At 56.5% G+C, this 21,526-nt stretch carries 18 protein-coding genes; 6 read left to right on the top strand and 12 right to left on the bottom strand.

The window, feature by feature from the left end:
- Positions 1-112: 112 nt before the first annotated feature.
- The 9 genes from EXW71_RS13120 to rpmH all read right to left on the bottom strand — a co-directional run bounded on the left by EXW71_RS13120 (position 113) and on the right by rpmH (position 8,834).
- Positions 113-985, bottom strand: coding sequence for a ParB/RepB/Spo0J family partition protein (locus tag EXW71_RS13120; RefSeq protein WP_005792604.1), 873 nt, complete (start codon positions 983-985; stop codon positions 113-115).
- Positions 986-994: 9 nt separating this feature from the next.
- Positions 995-1,792, bottom strand: a complete 798-nt coding sequence (locus EXW71_RS13115) for a ParA family protein (protein ID WP_123716661.1) — start codon at positions 1,790-1,792, stop codon at positions 995-997.
- A gap of 18 nt (positions 1,793-1,810) precedes the next feature.
- The gene (gene rsmG / locus EXW71_RS13110; protein ID WP_134661116.1) at positions 1,811-2,455 is read right to left on the bottom strand and encodes a 16S rRNA (guanine(527)-N(7))-methyltransferase RsmG; all 645 of its coding nucleotides are present in this window, start codon (positions 2,453-2,455) and stop codon (positions 1,811-1,813) included.
- Positions 2,452-4,344 carry a tRNA uridine-5-carboxymethylaminomethyl(34) synthesis enzyme MnmG gene (gene mnmG / locus EXW71_RS13105; RefSeq protein WP_105696012.1) on the bottom strand — a complete coding sequence of 631 codons (1,893 nt, stop codon included), beginning with the start codon at positions 4,342-4,344 and terminating at the stop codon, positions 2,452-2,454. The genes rsmG and mnmG overlap by 4 nt, the downstream gene beginning before the upstream one ends.
- Positions 4,345-4,906: 562 nt before the next feature.
- Complete coding sequence (gene mnmE, locus EXW71_RS13095) at positions 4,907-6,277, bottom strand: tRNA uridine-5-carboxymethylaminomethyl(34) synthesis GTPase MnmE (RefSeq protein ID WP_123716663.1); 1,371 nt, start codon at positions 6,275-6,277, stop codon at positions 4,907-4,909.
- A gap of 78 nt (positions 6,278-6,355) precedes the next feature.
- Positions 6,356-8,038: a membrane protein insertase YidC gene (yidC, locus tag EXW71_RS13090; RefSeq protein WP_123716664.1), complete on the bottom strand. Its 1,683-nt coding sequence runs from the start codon at positions 8,036-8,038 to the stop codon at positions 6,356-6,358.
- 2 nt (positions 8,039-8,040) lie between these two features.
- Positions 8,041-8,286 (bottom strand): membrane protein insertion efficiency factor YidD, encoded by a 246-nt coding sequence (gene yidD, locus EXW71_RS13085; RefSeq protein ID WP_080752880.1) that lies wholly within the window; start codon positions 8,284-8,286, stop codon positions 8,041-8,043.
- Complete coding sequence (gene rnpA / locus EXW71_RS13080) at positions 8,279-8,686, bottom strand: ribonuclease P protein component (RefSeq protein WP_167659686.1); 408 nt, start codon at positions 8,684-8,686, stop codon at positions 8,279-8,281. Before rnpA ends, yidD begins: the two co-directional genes overlap by 8 nt.
- Before the next feature lie 13 nt (positions 8,687-8,699).
- Positions 8,700-8,834, bottom strand: coding sequence for a 50S ribosomal protein L34 (rpmH, locus tag EXW71_RS13075; protein WP_003213577.1), 135 nt, complete (start codon positions 8,832-8,834; stop codon positions 8,700-8,702).
- Between the two features lie 585 nt (positions 8,835-9,419).
- On the opposite strand from rpmH, the gene dnaA reads away from it, so the two are divergent.
- Genes dnaA through gyrB form a run of 4 tightly spaced genes read left to right on the top strand, consistent with a single transcriptional unit; the run spans position 9,420 to position 15,613 of the window.
- Positions 9,420-10,925, top strand: a complete 1,506-nt coding sequence (gene dnaA, locus EXW71_RS13070; RefSeq protein WP_134661114.1) for a chromosomal replication initiator protein DnaA — start codon at positions 9,420-9,422, stop codon at positions 10,923-10,925.
- A gap of 38 nt (positions 10,926-10,963) precedes the next feature.
- A complete protein-coding gene (dnaN, locus tag EXW71_RS13065) occupies positions 10,964-12,067 on the top strand; it encodes a DNA polymerase III subunit beta (RefSeq protein ID WP_122485322.1) in 1,104 nt (367 codons plus the stop codon).
- Between the two features lie 20 nt (positions 12,068-12,087).
- Positions 12,088-13,191 (top strand): DNA replication/repair protein RecF, encoded by a 1,104-nt coding sequence (gene recF, locus EXW71_RS13060; protein ID WP_123716666.1) that lies wholly within the window; start codon positions 12,088-12,090, stop codon positions 13,189-13,191.
- 4 nt (positions 13,192-13,195) lie between these two features.
- Positions 13,196-15,613, top strand: coding sequence for a DNA topoisomerase (ATP-hydrolyzing) subunit B (gyrB, locus tag EXW71_RS13055; RefSeq protein ID WP_134661113.1), 2,418 nt, complete (start codon positions 13,196-13,198; stop codon positions 15,611-15,613).
- 102 nt (positions 15,614-15,715) lie between these two features.
- Here gyrB and EXW71_RS13050 read toward each other — a convergent pair whose 3' ends face one another.
- Positions 15,716-16,438 (bottom strand): response regulator transcription factor, encoded by a 723-nt coding sequence (locus tag EXW71_RS13050; RefSeq protein ID WP_134661112.1) that lies wholly within the window; start codon positions 16,436-16,438, stop codon positions 15,716-15,718.
- 277 nt (positions 16,439-16,715) lie between these two features.
- Between EXW71_RS13050 and EXW71_RS13045 the strand changes: the two genes are divergently transcribed.
- Positions 16,716-17,672 carry a FecR domain-containing protein gene (locus tag EXW71_RS13045; RefSeq protein WP_372241326.1) on the top strand — a complete coding sequence of 319 codons (957 nt, stop codon included), beginning with the start codon at positions 16,716-16,718 and terminating at the stop codon, positions 17,670-17,672.
- Between the two features lie 3 nt (positions 17,673-17,675).
- On the top strand, positions 17,676-19,955 hold the full coding sequence (locus tag EXW71_RS13040; RefSeq protein WP_134661111.1) for a CHASE2 domain-containing protein: 2,280 nt from the start codon (positions 17,676-17,678) through the stop codon (positions 19,953-19,955).
- A 181-nt stretch (positions 19,956-20,136) separates the two neighbouring features.
- Here the strand turns inward: EXW71_RS13040 and EXW71_RS13035 are convergent, their stop codons facing one another.
- Positions 20,137-20,907: a 1-acyl-sn-glycerol-3-phosphate acyltransferase gene (locus tag EXW71_RS13035; protein WP_123716670.1), complete on the bottom strand. Its 771-nt coding sequence runs from the start codon at positions 20,905-20,907 to the stop codon at positions 20,137-20,139.
- Positions 20,908-20,989: 82 nt separating this feature from the next.
- Entirely contained in the window at positions 20,990-21,526 is a 537-nt protein-coding gene (gmhB, locus tag EXW71_RS13030) for a D-glycero-beta-D-manno-heptose 1,7-bisphosphate 7-phosphatase (protein WP_167659684.1), read from the bottom strand.

Here is a 21,526-nt window from a genome sequence, read left to right as displayed (position 1 = left end):
ATAACTTGGCATAATTTGTGCCGACAAAATGCGCGCAGAGTATAGGGGCGGTTCTGCCCCTATTCAACTGTCGGGTAGTGTTTTCCGATCGCGCGCTACATAAGCAAATGTTTCAGCGGATGTGGGCAAGGACGCCCTGAAGTTCATCGAGGGAGTTATATCCGATGACCAACTGCCCCTTACCCTTCTTGCCATGGCGAATTTGCACCGCCGAGCCCAGCCGCTCGGCGAGTCGCTGCTCAAGGCGCGCAATATCCGGATCAGGTTTGGCGGTTTCCACCGGTGCAGGTTTGCCGCTGAGCCATTGGCGAACCAGGGCCTCAGTCTGACGAACGGTAAGGCCCCGTGCGACAACGTGTCGCGCCCCTTCAACCTGTTGATTTTCCGGCAATCCGAGCAAGGCACGGGCGTGACCCATCTCAAGGTCGCCATGGGACAACATGGTCTTGATGACTTCCGGCAACGCAATCAGGCGCAGCAAGTTGGAAACAGTGACGCGGGATTTACCCACAGCCTCGGCCACCTGTTGCTGGGTCAGCTGGAACTCCTGCTGCAAGCGCTGCAAGGCGATCGCTTCTTCGATCGGGTTGAGGTCTTCACGCTGGATGTTTTCGATCAACGCCATAGCAATAGCGGTTTCATCCGGCACATCGCGCACCATGGCCGGGATGGTGTCCTTGCCGGCTTGCTGGCTGGCGCGCCAGCGACGTTCACCGGCGATGATCTCAAAGCGACCCGCACCGATCGGGCGCACTACGATCGGCTGCATCACGCCCTGGGCCTTGATCGAGTTGGCCAGTTCTTCCAGCGCCTGGGGGTCCATGTCCCGACGTGGCTGGTATTTGCCACGCTGGATCAGATCCAGCGGCAGGTGTTGCAACTCGCGCTCGTCGGCCTGCACCGCTTGTTCTTCAAGCGATGTGACGGTCGGACCACTCAGGAGTGCATCCAGTCCACGTCCGAGACCTCGTTTCTTGACGGCCATGGGGATTCCTTAAGTTGGCTGGGCTGCAGCGGTACGTGAGTTGCGGCGTTGACGGCGAACCATCTCGCCGGCCAGCGCCAGGTAGGCAATGGCACCACGCGACGACTTGTCGTATGCCAGCGCCGGCATGCCATAGCTTGGCGCTTCGGCCAAACGGATGTTGCGTGGAATCACGGTGTCGTACAACTGATCGCCGAAGTGTTCCTTGAGCTGCGCCGACACGTCGTTCATCAGGCTCAGGCGCGGGTCGAACATCGTACGCAGCAGACCTTCGATCTGCAGGTTCGGGTTCAACAATTCGGCAATACGCTTGATGTTATCCACAAGGTCGCTCAACCCTTCCAGTGCGTAATATTCGCACTGCATGGGGATAATCACCCCGTCGGCAGCCACCAACGCGTTCAATGTCAACATCGACAGCGACGGCGGGCAGTCGATCAAAATGTAATCGTAGTTTTCGCGGATCGGCGCCAGGGCGCTGCGCAGACGGCTTTCTTTCATCTGCATTTCCAACAGCACCACTTCCGCCGCAGTCAAATCGCGGTTGGCCGGCAGTAGTTGATAACCGCCGTGTTCGGAAAAGTGCATAGCCTGGCCCAAGTCGCACTCGCCTATCAGCAAGTCGTAGACCGAGTTTTCCAGGCCATGTTTATCCACACCGCTGCCCATGGTGGCGTTGCCCTGTGGATCAAGGTCGATCAACAGCACCCGACGCTTGGTAGCGACCAGGGATGCTGCGAGGTTGATGCAGGTGGTGGTTTTGCCCACGCCACCTTTCTGGTTCGCTATCGCGAATACCTTAGCCATTCTTGCTTGTGTTCCCAATCATGCCGTGCGGCGCAGTATCAGCAGATGGCGTTGGCCTTGGCAACCGGGTACGGTCAAGGCGTGTTCGCTATCGAGGTGGAAGTCTGCCGGCAATGCTAACAGCTCGTCGCTTGGATGAACGCCCTTCATTGCCAGCCAGCGGGTATCGCGGTCGCCCAAGTGGCGAGTCCAGTTGCTGAAGTTCTCCATGCTGCTGAACGCCCGGGAAACAATTCCGTTGAAAGGCTGTTCAGGCGTGAAGGCTTCCACCCGGCTGTGGATAACTTGCAGGTTGTCCAGCTTGAGTTCGAGTTTGACTTGGGTCAGGAAGCGAGTCTTCTTGCCATTGCTGTCCAGGCAGGTCACTTGCGACTCGGGAAACAGAATCGCCAGTGGAATGCCAGGCATGCCGCCACCACTGCCCACGTCAAGCCAGCGACCGTTTTCGATAAACGGCATGACGCTCAAACTGTCGAGCAAATGGCGCGACACCATTTCGTCGGGGTCGCGCACTGCCGTCAGGTTGTACGCCTTGTTCCATTTGATCAACAAGGCCAGGTAGCCGAGCAGCAATTCCTGCTGGGTTGCAGTCAAGTCGACGCCCAACTGGCGCGCACCTGTGGATAACTCTTCGGCGTGTTGCGAGGTGACCAACGAACTCAAGCGCTTTGCTCCAACTGACGGCCCGCGCCGCGTTTTTTCAAGTGAATCATCAACAGCGAAATCGCTGCCGGGGTGACGCCGGGAATACGTGAAGCCTGGCCCAGTGTTTCCGGACGCGTTATCCCCAGCTTGCTTTGAATTTCTTTCGACAGGCCGGAAATCCCGGTGTAATCGATATCCACAGGCAGCTTGGTGTCTTCACTGGCACGCAGGCGAGCGATTTCGTCCTGCTGGCGATCAATATAACCGGCGTATTTGGTCTTGATTTCGACCTGCTCGGCCACCTGTGGATCTTCTGCACCCTGCCCTGTTACTTCGACCAAGCCAGCGTAGTCGATTTCCGGACGGGACAGCAGATTCAGCAAGTTGTACTCGTGGGTCAGCGGCGTGCCGAATTTTTCCGCAATCGCATCGCCTTGCTCGGTGCCCGGGCGGACCCAGGTACTTTTCAAGCGCTGCTCTTCCAACGCGATGCTCTCGCGTTTTTTGCAGAATGCTGCCCAGCGCACATCGTCGACCAAACCCAGCTCGCGACCTTTTTCGGTCAGGCGCAGGTCGGCGTTGTCTTCACGCAGGATCAAGCGATATTCCGCCCGGGATGTGAACATCCGATAGGGTTCCTGGGTACCCAGGGTAATCAGGTCATCGACCAATACACCGATGTACGCTTCATCACGACGCGGGCACCAGCTGTCTTTGCCCTGTGCACGCAGTGCTGCGTTGGTCCCGGCCAACAAACCTTGGGCGCCGGCTTCTTCATAGCCGGTAGTCCCGTTGATTTGTCCGGCGAAGAACAAGCCGCCGATTACTTTGGTTTCCAGGCTGTACTTGAGGTCACGCGGATCGAAGTAGTCGTACTCGATGGCGTAGCCCGGGCGCACGATGTGCGCGTTTTCCATACCACGAATCGACTGCACGATCTGGATTTGCACGTCGAACGGCAGCGAAGTGGAAATCCCGTTCGGGTACAGCTCGTGAGTGGTCAACCCTTCCGGTTCGATAAAGACCTGGTGGCTTTCCTTGTCGGCAAAGCGGTGGATCTTGTCTTCAATCGATGGGCAATAGCGCGGGCCGATACCTTCGATTACTCCGGAATACATCGGCGAACGGTCGAGGTTCGCGGCAATGATTTCGTGAGTTCGGGCATTGGTGTGGGTAATCCAGCAACTGACCTGTTTTGGGTGCTGCTCTTTGGACCCCATGAACGACATCACCGGGATTGGCGTATCACCGGCCTGTTCGGTCATCACCGAAAAATCCACGGAACGCCCATCGATACGTGGCGGGGTTCCGGTTTTCAGGCGGCCTACACGCAGCGGCAATTCACGCAAGCGTTTTGCCAGGGCGATCGAGGGCGGATCACCGGCGCGACCACCGGAATAGTTTTGCATCCCAATGTGGATAAGTCCGCCGAGGAACGTGCCGGTGGTCAGCACCACAGATTCTGCGAAGAAACGCAGACCCATTTGAGTGACAACGCCGCGGACCTGGTCCTGTTCGACGATCAGGTCATCTGCCGCCTGTTGAAATATCCACAGGTTCGGTTGGTTTTCCAGGGTTTCACGTACCGCCGCCTTGTACAGGATGCGGTCGGCTTGGGCCCGAGTAGCACGCACGGCCGGACCTTTGCGGCTGTTCAGCACGCGAAATTGAATACCACCCTTGTCAGTTGCCATGGCCATCACGCCGCCAAGGGCGTCGATTTCCTTGACCAGATGGCTTTTGCCGATCCCACCAATGGCGGGGTTGCAACTCATTGCGCCGAGGGTTTCCACGTTATGCGTCAACAACAGGGTTTTCACACCCATGCGTGCTGACGCCAGTGCTGCCTCGGTACCGGCATGACCGCCGCCGATGACGATCACTTCAAAACGGGAAGGGAAATCCACCACGCACCTCGTGCCTGCTTATGTAGGTAATTAGGAATTGATTGGTTGAGCTGGTTTTAGAGCTTTGGCGGCAAGTATAGGGACTTAGACGTCCCTAAAGAACCCTTTGCACAAAATTTAACCAGCTGTGGATGAATCGCAGGTAATAGAAATTAAAAGAGAGAAATTTATTAAATCTTTGTTTTTATGTTTATTTCTACTGAGCATGCTTTCTGTGGATAACACTCTAAAGGCCTTTATTTGCGTGGTGTACAAAGATTCAAAACCCTGTGGTCATGTGCCAATGAGGCCCTTGGATAACTGCTTTAAGCCTGTGGATTAAAGCAGTGGTTATCCACAGAGGGAGTTTTACTCAGGTTTGAGGAGGTGTTATCAACTGGGCACAGGCGCGGTTATTCACAGGCCTTAATCCGCAGAAATCCTTAAGCCCAGGCAAATTTCGGCAACACAAATGCCTCCAATGCCTTGGTGATCACGCCATAAATTCGCGGGAGTGGGTTGAACCGGGTTGAACCGAGAAGAACAGACAGGCACGAACGGCCTGTCTGTGAACAAAGAGGGTCTATTTACCGATGCAGAAGCTGGAAAAGATCCGGCCCAGCAGATCATCGGAGCTGAATGCGCCGGTGATTTCACCTAAAAGCTGTTGTGCCTGGCGCAAGTCCTCGGCCAGCAGCTCACCTGCCCCAGCCAAGGTTAGCTGGGCCCTACCGTGCTCCAATGCCGCGCTGGCATGACGCAGCGCCTCCAAGTGCCTGCGTCGCGCACTGAAGCTGCTTTCAGAGGTCTGCTCATAGCCCATGCAGGCCTTGAGGTGGTTACGTAGCAGGTCCACCCCTTCACCAGCTGACTTTGCACTCAGGCTAATGGTGACATGCCCATCCTCACTGGTTTGCATGGCAATGGTTTCGCCCGTCAGATCGGCCTTGTTGCGAATCAAGGTCACTTTCGCCGGGTCCGGCCGTTGCTCAAGAAACTCCGGCCATAAGGCAAATGGGTCCACCGCTTCCGGCGCCGTCGCATCCACCACCAGCAATACCCGATCCGCTTCGCCGATGGCCTTAAGCGCCCTTTCCACACCGATTCGTTCGACCTGGTCATCGGTATCGCGCAGGCCAGCAGTATCGACCACATGCAACGGCATCCCGTCGATGTGGATATGTTCACGCAAGATATCCCGCGTGGTGCCGGCGATCTCGGTAACGATCGCCGCTTCACGTCCTGAGAGGGCGTTGAGCAGGCTCGACTTGCCGGCGTTGGGTCGGCCGGCAATCACCACAGTCATCCCGTCACGTAGCAAGGCACCCTGCCCGGCCTCGCGCAAGACTGTGGATAATTCATCACGGACTTTATCCAGCATTGCCAATACGTGGCCATCGGCGAGGAAGTCGATTTCCTCTTCTGGAAAATCAATCGCCGCCTCGACGTAGATACGCAGGCTGATCAGTTGCTCGGTCAGGTTATGCACACGCAGGGAAAATGCCCCTTGAAGGGAGCGCAGCGCATTGCGCGCTGCCTGTGCGGAACTCGCCTCGATCAAGTCAGCAATGGCTTCGGCCTGAGCCAGGTCGAGCTTGTCATTGAGGAATGCCCGTTCACTGAATTCCCCTGGCCGTGCCAGGCGGCAACCCAATTGCAAGCAACGCTGCAGCAACATATCCAGTACAACCGGGCCACCATGACCCTGCAATTCCAGGACATCTTCACCGGTAAAGGAATTCGGCCCTGGGAAATACAGCGCCAAACCCTCATCCAGTACACCTTCATCTGCATCCAGAAACGGCCCGTAATGAGCAAAACGCGGCTTCAGCTCTCGACCACTGATGGCTCGCGCCGCGACACCCGCAAGCGGCCCGGAAATTCGAACGATACCGACACCGCCGCGACCTTGAGCGGTAGCGACGGCAGCGATGGTTTCACGAGGAGCGCTCATATCAGGTTCCAGAACAAAAGTGACGGAAAGCAAAACGCCCCACTAGGGGGCGTCTTGAGTGGTTATCCACAGAGTAAATTACGCCGCAGCTTTTTTGGTAGCCGCTTCGATTTTACGAGTGATGTACCACTGTTGGGAGATCGACAACACGTTGTTGACTACCCAGTACAGTACCAGGCCAGCTGGGAACCACAGGAAGAAGAAGGTGAAGATGATTGGCATCATTTTCATCACCTTGGCCTGCATAGGGTCCGGTGGAGCCGGGTTCAGGCGCTGCTGGATAAACATGGTAGCGCCCATGATGATCGGCAGGATAAAGAACGGGTCTTTGATCGACAGGTCAGTTATCCACAACATGAACGGAGCCTGACGCATTTCCACGCTTTCCAGGAGTACCCAGTACAGCGACAGGAACACCGGCATCTGCACCAGAATCGGCAAGCATCCACCCAGTGGGTTGATCTTCTCTTTCTTGTACAGCTCCATCATGGCTTGCGACATTTTCTGCCGGTCATCGCCATGCTGTTCTTTCAACGCGGCCAATTTCGGCGCAACGGCACGCATGCGCGCCATCGACTTGTAGCTGGCGGCCGACAGAGGGAAGAAGAGCCCTTTGATCAGCATGGTCAGGAAGATGATCGACCAGCCCCAGTTACCGACGATGCTGTGGATATGTTGCAGCAGCCAGAAGATCGGCTGGGCGATGAACCACAGGAAGCCGTAATCCACAGTCAGTTCCAGACCTGGGGACAACTCTTTCAAGACAGCCTGGCTTTTTGGGCCGGCATACAGAGTAGCGCTGGTTTCAGCCTTGGCGCCTGGCGCAACGGTCAGTGTCGGGCCAGTAAAACCAATGATGTAGTTGCCTTGACTGTCCTTGCGGGTTTGAACCAGGTTGGCTTCACCCTTGTTCGGGATCCATGCGGTCACGAAGTAGTGTTGCAACCAGGCAACCCAACCGCCTTGGACGGTTTCTTTCAGAGCGCCCTTGTCGATATCTTTCATCGACACTTTTTTGTACGGCTCGCTACTTGTCCACAGGGCGGCGCCCAGGTAAGTCGCGGTGCCGGTCGCGGTGCTGGAAGAAGGATCGGCGCTGTTGTCACGCTTGAGCTGGGCAAACAGGTTGCCGTTCCAGGGTTTGTCGCTTTCGTTGTCGATCAGGTAAGTGACCTTCAAATCGTACAAACCGCGGGTGAAGCTGAAACGCTTGATGTAATTGACGCCGTCGAGGCTGAATTTCAGGTCGACGTTCAACTGGTTCTGGCCATCAGCCAGTTGATAAGTCTTTTGTTCGGTCGAATAAACCGGACGACCGGTAGCACGTGCATCCGGGCCATTGGTGCCAGTCAGGCCACTTTGTGCCAGATAAACACGCTCACCACCGTTATCGAACAGTTGGAACGGGACATCCGGGTGGTCTTGACGACGTGGATACAGCGGCAGTTTCAACTGCGCGATGTCACCGCCTTGTGGGTCGATAGCCAGGTCAAGCACATCCGTTTTTACGTGGATGAGGTCTTTATTGGTGATTACCGGCGTTTCTACAGGGGTGCTGGTATCGGCATTTGCGCTGGGTACATCGGCACTGGCGGAAGCGTTGTTACCCAGCGGGGTGTCCGGAATAGCCGGCGCAGCCTGATTGGTAGCAACATTCTGAGTCGGCAGGGCAGCTTGCCCATAGTCCTGGTTCCACTTAAGAACCATAACGTAGGACACGATTGCCAGGGCGACGATCAGGATCGTGCGTTTAATATCCATGATTACTCGGCCATCGAAGAAGAACGGGAGGTAGGGATAGGTGGAACCGGGTCATAACCACCGGGATTCCACGGATGACAGCGACCTAAACGACGAAAGGTCAGCCAGCCACCGCGCAGAAGACCATGATTTTCTATGGCTTCTAACGCGTAGCAGGAACAGCTGGGGTAGAAACGACAGTGGTTGGCCATCAGAGGACTAATGGCATAGCGGTAAAACTGGATCGGAACGATGGCCAGTTTACGCATCAAGGCTGTCTACCCCCACAGTTTCGGTGCCGACTGCTGGTGCTGGCTTGTGGGTACGAGCCAAACGTTTCCAGAGCTTGCCGAAATGCTGAATCAATTCGGGGTTTTCTACATCCCCCAAGCCTTTGCGCGCGACGATAACAATATCCCAACCAACCAGAGTGTCCTGGTGGAGGCGAAACGATTCGCGCATCAGACGCTTGAGGCGATTGCGCTCAACGGAGAGCTTTACGCTCTTCTTGCCGATCACCAACCCGAGACGGGGGTGATCAAGATCGTTGTTACGCGCAAGGAGCAGGAGATTTTTCCCCGGAACCTTGCCGGTGGGGGAGTCAAAGACTGCCTTGAAATGCCGGGGGGTTAGCAGACGCTTTTCCCGACTGAAGTCCTGACTCACCACCAGTGCCGGATTATCAAACTGCCAGACGCGCGCGACCTTTGGCGCGACGACGCGACAGGACGGCACGACCGTTCTTGGTGGCCATGCGGGCACGGAAGCCGTGGGTACGGGCGCGTTTGATGGTGCTGGGTTGGAAAGTACGTTTCATGGCGTTGTTACCTGGTTCGTCCACAACGGGCCGGAATGGCCCCCGTTTTAAGAGACCGGCGATTCTAGAGAAAGCAAGCCTCTAGGTCAATTTCCAACCAGCTTTTCCTTTAATTAGATCTTTATAAGGCAAAGCGCCCTTTTCTTCTCACCTGGCTTCACGTCGAGTCCCATAGATATAGAAATAGAGAAGGAAGTTATTTAAAGCTTTTCTGTAAAGCTTATAAAAGCTAGGCAGCCCTTCATCTGTGGATAACTGCCTTTAGGCCTTATTCCACCTTATGTACAGAGAATGACAACACGGGGGAGAAACGGTGCTCTGCCTGTGCTGCGCTATCGGAAAAGCTGTGTGTGGAATAGCCAGTTATCCACAGGCCGGTTATTCACAGACTTTCGCCCCTACTTTTGCAATGAGCTCACGGGCGTTTATCCACAGAGCTTATGCACAGACCATTGGTCGCCTTTTTCGCGGTTAAGGCATTGATTTTGGCTGCTCTGTGGGCAACCTACATGTGGATAAGTGAGCGGCTGGCCGCTACAATGGCGGCTGTTTTTGCCTCACCGGCTTTCAACTTAGGGGATATCCGTGTCAGTGGAACTTTGGCAGCAGTGCGTGGAGCTTTTGCGCGATGAGCTGCCTGCCCAGCAATTCAACACCTGGATCCGTCCGCTACAGGTCGAAGCCGAAGGCGACGAGTTGCGTGTCTACGCGCCGAATCGTTTTGTTCTCGACTGGGTCAATGAGAAGTACCTGAGCCGCGTTCTCGAATTACTCGACGAACATGGCAACGGCCTCGCGCCTGCGCTTTCCTTATTAATAGGCAGCAAACGTAGCTCCGCACCTCGCGCTGCGCCCAACGCACCGTTGGCCGCTGCTGCAGCCCAATCTGCACCGGCTGTGGCTACGCCTGCCTCTACACCGGCACCGGTCAAGCCTTCTGCTCAGAAGGGCGCGCCGGATAATGAAGAGCCGTCTCGCGACAGCTTTGATCCAATGGCTGGCGCCAGTTCGCAGCAAGCTCCGGTTCGTGCCGAACAGCGCACCGTGCAGGTCGAAGGTGCGCTCAAGCACACCAGTTACCTGAACCGCACCTTCACCTTTGAGAACTTCGTCGAAGGTAAATCCAACCAATTGGCTCGTGCGGCCGCCTGGCAGGTCGCCGATAACCCCAAGCACGGTTACAACCCACTCTTCCTTTATGGTGGTGTTGGCTTGGGTAAGACTCACTTGATGCACGCCGTGGGTAACCACTTATTAAAGAAGAACCCGAATGCCAAGGTCGTGTACCTGCATTCGGAGCGTTTCGTGGCTGACATGGTCAAGGCCTTGCAGCTCAATGCCATCAACGAGTTCAAGCGCTTCTACCGTTCGGTGGACGCCTTGCTGATCGATGACATTCAATTCTTCGCGCGCAAAGAACGTTCCCAGGAAGAGTTTTTCCACACCTTCAATGCCCTGCTCGAAGGCGGTCAGCAGGTCATCCTGACCAGTGACCGTTATCCGAAGGAAATCGAGGGCCTCGAAGAACGCTTGAAATCTCGCTTCGGCTGGGGCCTGACCGTTGCGGTAGAGCCGCCAGAGTTGGAAACCCGGGTTGCGATCCTGATGAAAAAGGCCGACCAGGCCAAAGTCGACCTGCCTCATGATGCTGCGTTCTTCATTGCCCAACGCATCCGCTCCAACGTGCGTGAGCTGGAAGGTGCGCTCAAGCGGGTTATCGCACACTCGCACTTCATGGGGCGCGACATCACCATCGAGTTGATTCGCGAATCACTCAAAGACTTGCTGGCCCTGCAAGACAAGCTGGTGAGTGTGGATAACATTCAGCGCACCGTCGCCGAGTACTACAAGATCAAGATTTCTGACCTGCTGTCCAAGCGCCGTTCACGCTCGGTAGCACGTCCCCGCCAGGTGGCCATGGCCCTCTCCAAGGAGTTGACCAACCATAGCCTGCCGGAAATCGGTGATGTATTTGGCGGCCGCGACCACACCACAGTTCTGCACGCGTGCCGCAAAATCAACGAACTTAAGGAATCCGACGCGGATATTCGCGAGGACTACAAGAACCTGCTGCGTACACTGACAACTTGATGACACCAGCGCAGCTTATTAAGGCAAGGGACTAGACCATGCATTTCACCATTCAACGCGAAGCCCTGTTGAAACCCCTGCAACTGGTCGCGGGCGTCGTCGAGCGCCGACAGACCTTGCCGGTGCTTTCCAACGTATTGCTGGTAGTCGAAGGCCAGCAACTGTCCCTGACCGGTACTGACTTGGAGGTCGAGCTGGTCGGTCGTGTTCAGTTGGAAGAACCCGCCGAACCTGGCGAGATCACCGTGCCGGCGCGCAAGCTGATGGACATCTGCAAAAGTCTGCCGAACGACGCGCTGATCGACATCAAGGTTGATGAGGCCAAGTTGGTCGTCAAGGCCGGTCGCAGCCGCTTCACCCTGTCCACCTTGCCGGCCAATGATTTCCCGACTGTGGAAGAGGGTCCAGGCTCTCTGACGTGCAGCCTGGAACAGAGCAAGCTGCGTCGGTTGATCGAACGCACCAGCTTCGCGATGGCCCAGCAGGACGTGCGTTACTACCTCAACGGCATGCTGCTGGAAGTGTCGGAAGGCATCATCCGTGCAGTGGCCACTGATGGTCACCGTCTGGCAATGTGTTCGATGAAGGCCGATATCGGTCAGCCGGACCGCCACCAGGTGATCGTACCGCGCAAAGGTATCCTTGAGCTGGCACGCCTGCTCACCGAGCCGGATGGCAACGTCAGCATTGTCCTGGGTCAGCACCACATCCGCGCAACCACTGGCGAGTTCACTTTCACGTCCAAGCTGGTTGACGGTAAATTCCCGGATTACGAGCGTGTGCTGCCAAAAGGTGGTGACAAGTTGGTACTCGGTGATCGTCAGGCCCTGCGTGAGGCATTCAGCCGTACTGCGATCCTTTCGAACGAAAAATACCGCGGTATCCGTCTGCAGTTGGCAAATGGTCAACTGAAGATCCAGGCTAACAACCCGGAACAGGAAGAAGCGGAAGAAGAAGTGGGTGTCGACTACAACGGCGGTTCACTGGAAATTGGCTTCAACGTGAGCTACCTGCTGGACGTACTGGGTGTAATGACCACTGAACAGGTTCGCCTGATTCTGTCGGATTCCAACAGCAGCGCCCTGGTGCAAGAATCCGATAATGACGACTCGGCTTACGTTGTCATGCCGATGCGCCTGTAATTATGTTCAGCAGAAGCTAGATGTCCCTCAGTCGCGTCTCGGTCACCGCGGTGCGCAATCTGCACCCGGTGACCTTCTCCCCCTCTCCCCGCATCAACATCCTCCACGGCGCCAACGGCAGTGGCAAAACCAGCGTGCTGGAAGCCATTCATTTGCTGGGGCTTGCCCGTTCCTTTCGCAGCGCTCGTCTGTTGCCGGTCATCCAATATGAACAATTGGCGTGCACCGTTTTTGGCCAGGTTGAATTGGCTGAAGGTGGGCATAGCAGCCTGGGGATATCTCGTGATCGGGGTGGGGAATTCCAAATTCGCATTGATGGGCAGAATGCTCGCAGTGCGGCGCAACTCGCGGAAATTCTGCCGTTGCAATTGATCAACCCTGATAGCTTTCGCTTGTTGGAAGGCGCACCGAAAATACGCAGGCAGTTCCTCGATTGGGGAGTGTTCCACGTGGAACCGCGGTTCATGGCCACTTGGCAGCGCCTGCAGAAGGCCCTGCGGCAGCGGAACTCGTGGCTGCGGCATGGTACACTTGACGCCGCTTCGCAAGCGGCCTGGGACCGGGAATTGTGCCTGGCCAGCGATGAAATAGATGATTACCGCCGTGCCTATATCAAAGCCTTGAAACCAGTCTTTGAACAGACCTTGAGGGAGTTGTTGGACCTCGAAGGGCTGACGCTGAGCTACTACCGGGGTTGGGACAAAGAGCGTGAGCTGAGTGCAGTGCTCGCCACGTCCTTGCAGCGGGACCAGCAAATTGGCCATACGCAGGCTGGCCCTCAACGTGCTGATTTGCGCCTTAGATTGGGCGCACATAATGCTGCGGACATCTTGTCCCGTGGCCAGCAGAAGTTGGTGGTGTGTGCGTTGCGTATCGCCCAGGGGCATTTGGTTAGCCAGGCCCGACGCGGTCAATGTATTTATCTAGTGGATGACTTGCCGTCCGAACTCGACGAGCAACACCGCCGTTCGCTATGCCGCTTGTTGGAAGACTTACGCTGCCAGGTTTTTATCACCTGTGTAGACCACGAATTATTGAGGGAAGGCTGGCAGACGGAAACGCCAGTCGCTTTGTTCCACGTGGAACAGGGCCGTATCACCCAGACCCACGACCATCGGGAGTGAAGGCATGAGCGAAGAAAACACGTACGACTCGACCAGCATCAAAGTGCTGAAAGGTTTGGATGCCGTACGCAAACGTCCCGGTATGTACATCGGCGACACCGATGATGGCAGCGGTCTGCACCACATGGTGTTCGAGGTGGTCGATAACTCCATCGACGAAGCGCTGGCCGGTCACTGCGACGACATCAGCATCATCATCCATCCGGATGAATCCATCACCGTTCGCGACAATGGTCGTGGTATTCCGGTGGATGTGCATAAAGAAGAAGGCGTATCGGCGGCAGAGGTCATCATGACCGTGCTCCACGCTGGCGGTAAGTTTGACGATAACTCCTATAAAGTCTCCGGCGGTTTGCACGGCGTGGGTGTTTCGGTGGTAAACGCCCTGTCGGAAAAGCTGGTGTTGACCGTTCGCCGAAGCGGCAAGATCTGGGAGCAAACCTACGTGCATGGCGTGCCTCAGGCACCGATGGCAATCGTAGGTGAAAGTGAAACCACGGGTACTCAGATTCACTTCAAAGCTTCCAGCGAGACCTTCAAGAATATTCACTTCAGCTGGGACATCCTCGCCAAACGTATTCGTGAACTCTCTTTCCTCAACTCCGGTGTCGGTATCGTCCTCAAGGACGAGCGCAGCGGTAAGGAAGAACTGTTCAAGTACGAAGGTGGCCTGCGTGCGTTCGTTGAATACCTGAACACCAACAAGACTGCGGTCAACCAGGTGTTCCACTTCAACATCCAGCGCGAAGACGGCATCGGCGTGGAAATCGCCCTGCAGTGGAACGACAGCTTCAACGAGAACCTGTTGTGCTTCACCAACAACATTCCACAGCGCGATGGCGGTACTCACCTTGTGGGTTTCCGTTCCGCACTGACGCGTAACCTGAACACCTACATCGAGGCTGAGGGCCTGGCGAAGAAGCACAAAGTCGCCACTACCGGTGACGATGCGCGTGAAGGCTTGACCGCGATTATCTCGGTAAAAGTACCGGACCCTAAGTTCAGTTCCCAGACCAAAGACAAGCTGGTGTCTTCCGAAGTGAAGACCGCAGTGGAACAGGAGATGGGCAAGTACTTCTCCGACTTCCTGTTGGAAAACCCTAACGAAGCCAAGCTGGTTGTCGGCAAGATGATCGACGCGGCGCGTGCCCGTGAAGCGGCGCGTAAAGCCCGTGAGATGACCCGTCGTAAAGGCGCGCTGGACATCGCCGGCTTGCCGGGCAAATTGGCAGACTGCCAGGAGAAGGACCCTGCCCTCTCCGAGCTGTACCTAGTGGAAGGTGACTCTGCTGGCGGTTCCGCCAAGCAGGGTCGTAACCGTCGCACCCAGGCCATCTTGCCGTTGAAAGGTAAGATCCTCAACGTCGAGAAAGCCCGTTTCGACAAGATGATTTCCTCCCAGGAAGTCGGCACCTTGATCACGGCGCTGGGTTGTGGCATCGGTCGTGACGAGTACAACATCGACAAGCTGCGCTATCACAACATCATCATCATGACCGATGCTGACGTCGACGGCTCGCACATCCGTACCCTGCTGTTGACCTTCTTCTTCCGTCAGTTGCCGGAGCTGATCGAGCGTGGCTATATCTACATCGCTCAGCCGCCGTTGTACAAAGTGAAAAAGGGCAAGCAAGAGCAATACATCAAAGACGACGACGCCATGGAAGAATACATGACGCAGTCGGCCCTGGAAGATGCCAGCCTGCACTTGAACGACGAAGCACCGGGCATCTCCGGTGAGGCTTTGGAGCGTCTGGTTAACGACTTCCGCATGGTGATGAAGACCCTCAAGCGTCTGTCGCGCCTGTACCCTCAGGAGCTGACCGAACACTTCATCTACCTGCCGGCGGTCAGCCTGGAGCAGTTGGGTGATCACGCAGCCATGCAGGATTGGTTGGCTCAATACGAGGTGCGCCTACGTACCGTCGAGAAGTCTGGCCTGGTCTACAAAGCCAGCCTGCGTGAAGATCGTGAACGTGGCGTGTGGCTGCCCGAGGTCGAATTGATCTCCCATGGCCTGTCGAACTACGTCACTTTCAACCGCGACTTCTTCGGCAGCAATGATTACAAGACGGTGGTCACCCTGGGGGCCCAACTGAGCACCCTGTTGGACGAGGGCGCTTACATCCAGCGCGGCGAACGCAAGAAGCCGGTCAAGGAATTCAAAGAAGCCCTCGATTGGCTGATGACTGAAAGCACCAAGCGTCACACTATCCAGCGATATAAAGGTCTGGGCGAAATGAACCCGGATCAGCTGTGGGAAACCACCATGGACCCGAGCCAGCGTCGCATGCTGCGCGTGACTATCGAAGACGCTATTGGCGCAGACCAGATCTTCAACACCCTCATGGGTGATGCGGTCGAACCTCGCCGTGACTTCATCGAGAGCAATGCCTTGGCGGTGTCCAACTTGGACTTCTGATCAAGCCCGCTCGCTAAAGAAAAGGCCAACGCTTAGCGTTGGCCTTTTTTATTGAAGTGTGAAAAGCAGTTTGAAAATGCTCCACGTGGAACATCGTCAGTTTCAGCCTGATGTGGTGGTTGCCACGCTCTCCAACCGATACCCATACCCATAGATGGTCAGCAATTGCCAACCTCGATCCGCCGTCAGTCCCAACTTGTTACGCAGCCGATAGATATGCGTGTCCAACGGTCGTGATGACACCATCTCTTCGTGAGTCCAGAACCGCTCATACAGGTATTCGCGAGACAGCGGCCGCGCCAGGTTGGCGAACAGGCAACTGGCCAGGCGATATTCCCTCTCGGTCAGATTGATCGGTTTACCTGCGCGGGTGACGGTCAATTCAGCGTCGTCAAAGGTCAGGTCGTTGAAACTCTGCAGTTCGCTGGTGGTGGGTTTTTGCAGGCCATGGCGACGCAAAACCGCACTGACCCGTGCTTTGAGTTCATTGGGGCGAAAGGGTTTGCTGACGTAGTCGTCTGCCCCGCTGTTGAGTGCCGTGACGATGTCGCTCTCCGCATCGCGGCTCGTCAGCATAATGACCGCAGGCGGAGCCTCCATGTGTTCTCGAGTCCAGCGCAACAGGGCGATTCCAGTGATATCGGGCAGTTGCCAATCGAGTATCAACAGATCGAAGGTTTCCCGGCGTAGCTGACGCAGCAGGTCTTCGCCGCGTTCAAAAAAATGCAGGGACCAGGGCTGTTCCGCAGTGCTGGGGATCTGTCGCAGTGTCTGTTCAACCCGGCGCAGTTCGGCGGGCTCGTCATCCAGTATTGCGACACGCATGGGTGGGTCCTTTCTACTAAAATGTCGGCCATCGATGGCCTTTTCGACAGCGATTTCGTACAGAACAAATACCGGTGATTGAATCTGAATAATTGTGGCCAGACTCAATACCTCGTGGATCAATCGGTACGCTGATATCAAAGAGCCGTTAACTCGTTGAAAATCTTCAGTCCCGATATAGGAAAGATACCGGCTCCTGCTCTTTAGGAAAAGGATCAGCCGACGCATGCGCTAGCGTAAACCTGCGCGTTTCTGTCAAACGCCTTCTGGAAACCCCATGTCGATAAGCACCATGATCCCCTCTCCCTGCCGCGTGTTTGGTGCCCTGCCCTCGTTCCTGGTCTTGGCCCTGATGGCTGGGCAAGTTTCTGCGGCGCCCCGCGCCGCCTACGTCGATGATCATTTTGCCTGTCGCGCCCAGCCGCTGCCCGCGGTTGTTTTGCACCTGACCGGGGATGCCTGGAAGCTGGACAGCAAGGGCAAGGCGCACCCTCTGCAGGAAGGCATGACCATCGATGAGCAAGAAGGCGTGAGAACTTCGGAATCGGCGTTCACCAGCCTGTTGCTGGGTGATGGCTCGAGAGTGGTATTGCCCTCCAGCTCACAGATGCGTTTGCATTTGGTGCCGGGGCAGTCGATTCCCCAAGTGATTCTCGAACAAGGCCAGGCTGAAGCCTATGTGATCAAGCGAGCCAGCGACCATGATCGGTTCCAGATCGTGACGCCCGTGGGCGTGCTGGGGGTACGCGGTACGCACTTTCGAGTACGGGACGATGCTGGGCAATCAGTATTGGAGGTGCTCAATGGACAGGTTGCGGTGAACCGTGACGTGAACATGAAGCGGGGCCCTGTCGAAGACGAAGTGAAGGTGGGCGCGCGCCAGGGACTGTTGTTCACGAAACAAGGTGACCTCAAACCTGTGGAGCTTCTACCCGCGCCCGTGTTGATCGGCCAGGATGGTTTGAAAGGTGATGCGCCCGTGTGGCATTTGTACCTGCAGCCATTACCGGGTGCACAGCGCTATCGCGCGCAAGTTGCTACGGATACCGCCTTCCTGAACATCAAGCAGCAAAACTTTTCCAGCGAGCCGAAAATGAGCTTCACTGGGCTCAAGGCGTCGTTCTATCACGTGCGTTTGTCGGCCTACGATGAGCACGGCCTGGAGGGGGAAACCGGGGTTTATGACATTTTCTACTACCCGCCCGCCACACAGGCGCAGGCATCCGGTGGCTGACCTATGATGCTCTGGCGCAAGGCCGAGAAACGCCAGCCTACCCATGCCCAGCGTTTATTCCATGGCTTGGTTCGCGAATGGTTGTGGATAGGTTTACTGTTATTGCCGATCACCGCCTACCTGTCCCTCAGCCCGGGCCTGGCGCTGAACAACCCTCTCTACGACAGCCTTCGCCGCCTCACACCGCTGCCGGTGGATCCGCGCATCTTGTTGGTGACGATTGACGACCAGAGCTTGAAAGAACTGGGCCGTTGGCCTTGGCCACGCAGCCTGCACGCCGATCTGATCGACCGCCTGAGTGACGCACGACCGGCCGCTATCCTGTTCGATGTGATCTTCAGCGAGCCTGGCGTGCCCGCCAATGATCGACGCTTGGCTGATGCGATTTGCAACGCGGGCAATGTGGTACTTCCGTTATTGCGTGAAGGCGCCACCAGCTATGGCGAGCCGGACGCCCAAATTTTGCCTTTGCTCAAGTGCGCCAGAGGGCTTGGGCATATCAATGTGGAAGCGGATAGCGATGGCGTCGTACGCAGCCTGTACCTGCGTGAAGGCCCTCCGGGTAATACGACACCGCAGTTGGCATGGGAAGCCTACACATTAAGCGGCCAACCTTCTGACATGCCAGGGGAGCCGTTGGCGCAAACCAATGCACAGTGGCATCGGGAGTACGCTATACGCATCCCGTTCATTGCGGCCCACACGCATTTTCCCAGCGTGTCCTATGCCAGCCTGTTACGTGGTGAGGTTGCTCCCGAGCAGTTGCGCAACCGCCTGATCCTGGTGGGGGCCACCGCCTCCGGAATGGGTGATCGTTTTGTTACACCGCTGTCTTCGTTTGCGGGCACCACGGCGGGGGTGGAGATCCAGGCCAACGTCCTCAATGGCTTGCTGCAGGAGCGCAGTATCGTCGAGCTTCCCGGTTGGCTCGCAGCGCTGATGGCCGCGTCGCTGGTGGCATTGTTATTGGGCCTTCTGTTGTACCTCCCCCGCTACGCCCTGTGGATGACGCTGGGGTGCATGGCTGCCGCTTTGCTGGGCTCATGGGTGCTGCTGCGCATGGGGCACTGGTGGTCGCCAGCGGCGTGTCTGATCGGTTTGCTGCTCAGCTACCTGATCTGGAACTGGCGTCGTCTCAGCGTGATCCTTGCTTATTTCGGCTGGGAACTGGCGCAGCTGGATTACGAACCCAAAGTCCTCCCGGAACGTCGTCGCGCCCCGGCAAGCAAAGGTGATGTATTACAGGCGCGGATCTTTGCCCTGGAGCAAGCGGTCAGCCGTACACGGGACACGCGACGCTTCATGGCCGATGGGTTGGAATGCCTGCCGGTGGCTACGCTGATTACCGACCCCAGAGGCACCATACTGCTCGCCAATCGGATTGCCCGCGAAGTATTCGGCAGCGATCTGGTCAGCACCAACCTGATCGAACAGCTCGCTGACTTGGGCTACCCTCCGCTGCACAATGGCGTTCGACCTGCCCTGTCGGCGTTGGAGCTTGTTGAGTTTCGTGACATTCACCAGCGCAGCCTGCGCATGGAGCTTGCCCCCTTGCTGCCGGCTGAAGGCGATATCGCCCTCGGCTGGCTGCTGAGCCTGACGGACCTGAGCAAGGAACGCGAGGCCCAGCAGCACCGCGAGACCATGCTGCGCTTTTTGTCCCACGACCTGCGTGCACCGCATTCGGCAATCCTGGCGCTGCTGGATGTGCACAACGGCGAGTCACCGGTATTTGCTCAAATCGAACAACAGGTGAAGCGTGCTCTGAGCCTCACCGAATCCTTCGTGCAATTGGCTAAAGCCGAGGCCGACGGCTATCAGTTCCAACCCACGCTGTTTGCCATGCTGGTGATGGATGCCTTTGACCAAGTGGCTGTGCTTGCCCAGCTCAAGGGCATCCATCTGGTTCACGACCTGGATGAAGCCGATGAGGGAATGGTCTCGGCAGATCAATCGCTGCTCACCCGAGCCCTGTTTAATGTGCTGGAGAACGCCATCAAATACTCGCCGTCCGGCACTACCGTAAGGTTGAGCCATAGCAGCGTGCGAGGTGGTTTGGAATGCCGTATCAGCGATCAGGGGCCGGGTATTGCACCTGAGGATCTGCCCGAGCTCTTCAACCAGTACCGGCGCTTTGATTCGGCCCAAGGCAGTGAGGGTCTGGGACTGGGCCTGACCATGGTCAAAGCCGTGATAGAGCGTCACGGTGGCCATATCCTGTGTGAAAGCGAGTTGGAAAAAGGCTCTACTTTCATCCTGCATCTACCGCTTTTGGACGAATAAGAAACGTACTTTTCTTCTGTGCATAAAAAACCGGTCACAAGGACCGGTTTTTTAATGCTGAAAAAACTTATGCACGTTTTTCGAGATTTTATAAGGCTTAGAAATATGTAATAAAATCATCTGGTTAGGATTATAAATCGGCAATTCGCCAACAAACCGTGCACAGGTTATCCACAGAACGTCATACCGCAGGTGTCTCGACTACAACCGGCTCCGGAGGCAGGGAACCCATGGCTCGCTGTTGTGCCTCGTTCCACGCGGCAGCGCGGTCATTCAACGCAGCAATGGCACGCGGTCCTTCACCTTCGGCGTACATCGGCTCGCCAATCACCACGGTGATGGTGCCCTCGCGTTTTGCCCAACCGGTCTTCGGCCAGAACTTGCCGGCGTTGTGGGCAATTGGCAAAACCGGCAGGTTGGCATTGACCGCCAGCGCGGTACCACCGCGTGAGAACTTGCCTACGGTGCCGTAGGGCACCCGAGTACCTTCAGGAAAGATCAACACCCAGACGCCATCCTTGAGCAACTCGTCGCCTTTTTTGGCCACATGCTTGAGCGCCGCCTTGGGATTGTCACGGTCAATGGCGATCGGCCGCAGCATGGCCATGGCCCAGCCGAAGAACGGCACATATAGCAACTCACGCTTGAGCACCTGGCTCAATGGCGAAAAGTAGGCCGACAGGAAAAACGTCTCCCAAGTGCTCTGGTGGTTCGACAGAATCACGCAGGGCTGTTCCGGGACGTTTTCAGCGCCCTTGATCTCGAAACGGATGTTCAGGAATACCTTGGTCAGCCACAACGCGCAGCGGCACCAATAGACGTTGATAAAGCGATAGCGCGCCTTGAACGGCAAAAAAGGCGCAATAAAAAAGCTCAGGGTGCACCAGAGAAACGAACTGGTGCCCAGCAGCAGGTAAAAGAAAAAGGTTCTGATGGCCTGCAAGATCGACATGGCGGCATTTACCGTTGCGGGACACGGCCCGCCTGTTAAAAGCGCACTCCCGAACAGTCCTTGGTCAGGAAGTCGAGGGCGGCTAGTTGTTGATAAGTTCTGCGGCAACCGCCGCCAGATCGTCAAAAATCAAAGTGCCTACCGGCAGGTTTTTCGCCTGGGTCTTTTCGCCTTTCCCGGTCTTAACCAAAACTGGCTGAGAGTCGACGGCTTTGGCCGCCTCCAGGTCACCGAGGCTGTCCCCGACGAACCATATCCCAGCCAAGGGCACCTTGTAATGTTCTGCAATGGTTTTCAACATGCCAGGTTTGGGTTTGCGGCAATCGCAGCCCTCATCCGGCCCGTGGGGACAATACACCACCAGCCCTACCTCACCGCCTTGTTCGGCCACTAACGTGCGCAAGCGCGCGTGCATGGCCTCCAGAGTCGCGATGTTGTAGTAGCCACGGGCAATGCCGGACTGGTTGGTGGCGATGGCCACCGTCCAGCCGGCTTTGCTCAACTGCGCGATCGCCTCGATCGAGCCAGGCAGTGGAATCCATTCCTCCACCGACTTGATGTACGCATCGGAGTCGTAGTTGATCACCCCGTCCCGATCGAGAATCAGCAGTTTCAACAT

It is taken from the genome of Pseudomonas sp. BCA17, assembly GCF_004519405.1.
In the GTDB taxonomy this organism is placed as follows: Bacteria; Pseudomonadota; Gammaproteobacteria; order Pseudomonadales; family Pseudomonadaceae; genus Aquipseudomonas.
The sequence above is the reverse complement of the archived record's forward strand: the minus strand, read 5'-3'. Positions and strand labels throughout refer to the sequence as shown.

Bases quoted from the DNA above. Each gene is read 5' to 3' on its own strand.
- dnaN (WP_122485322.1), top strand. From the start codon at position 10,964: ATGCATTTCACCATTCAACGCGAAGCCCTGTTGAAACCCCTGCAACTG.
- recF (WP_123716666.1), top strand. From the start codon at position 12,088: ATGTCCCTCAGTCGCGTCTCGGTCACCGCGGTGCGCAATCTGCACCCG.
- EXW71_RS13115 (WP_123716661.1), bottom strand. From the start codon at position 1,792: ATGGCTAAGGTATTCGCGATAGCGAACCAGAAAGGTGGCGTGGGCAAA.
- EXW71_RS13120 (WP_005792604.1), bottom strand. From the start codon at position 985: ATGGCCGTCAAGAAACGAGGTCTCGGACGTGGACTGGATGCACTCCTG.
- EXW71_RS13045 (WP_372241326.1), top strand. From the start codon at position 16,716: ATGTCGATAAGCACCATGATCCCCTCTCCCTGCCGCGTGTTTGGTGCC.
- EXW71_RS13050 (WP_134661112.1), bottom strand. From the start codon at position 16,438: ATGCGTGTCGCAATACTGGATGACGAGCCCGCCGAACTGCGCCGGGTT.
- yidC (WP_123716664.1), bottom strand. From the start codon at position 8,038: ATGGATATTAAACGCACGATCCTGATCGTCGCCCTGGCAATCGTGTCC.
- gmhB (WP_167659684.1), bottom strand. From the start codon at position 21,526: ATGTTGAAACTGCTGATTCTCGATCGGGACGGGGTGATCAACTACGAC.
- gyrB (WP_134661113.1), top strand. From the start codon at position 13,196: ATGAGCGAAGAAAACACGTACGACTCGACCAGCATCAAAGTGCTGAAA.
- yidD (WP_080752880.1), bottom strand. From the start codon at position 8,286: ATGCGTAAACTGGCCATCGTTCCGATCCAGTTTTACCGCTATGCCATT.
- EXW71_RS13040 (WP_134661111.1), top strand. From the start codon at position 17,676: ATGATGCTCTGGCGCAAGGCCGAGAAACGCCAGCCTACCCATGCCCAG.
- EXW71_RS13035 (WP_123716670.1), bottom strand. From the start codon at position 20,907: ATGTCGATCTTGCAGGCCATCAGAACCTTTTTCTTTTACCTGCTGCTG.
- rpmH (WP_003213577.1), bottom strand. From the start codon at position 8,834: ATGAAACGTACTTTCCAACCCAGCACCATCAAACGCGCCCGTACCCAC.
- mnmE (WP_123716663.1), bottom strand. From the start codon at position 6,277: ATGAGCGCTCCTCGTGAAACCATCGCTGCCGTCGCTACCGCTCAAGGT.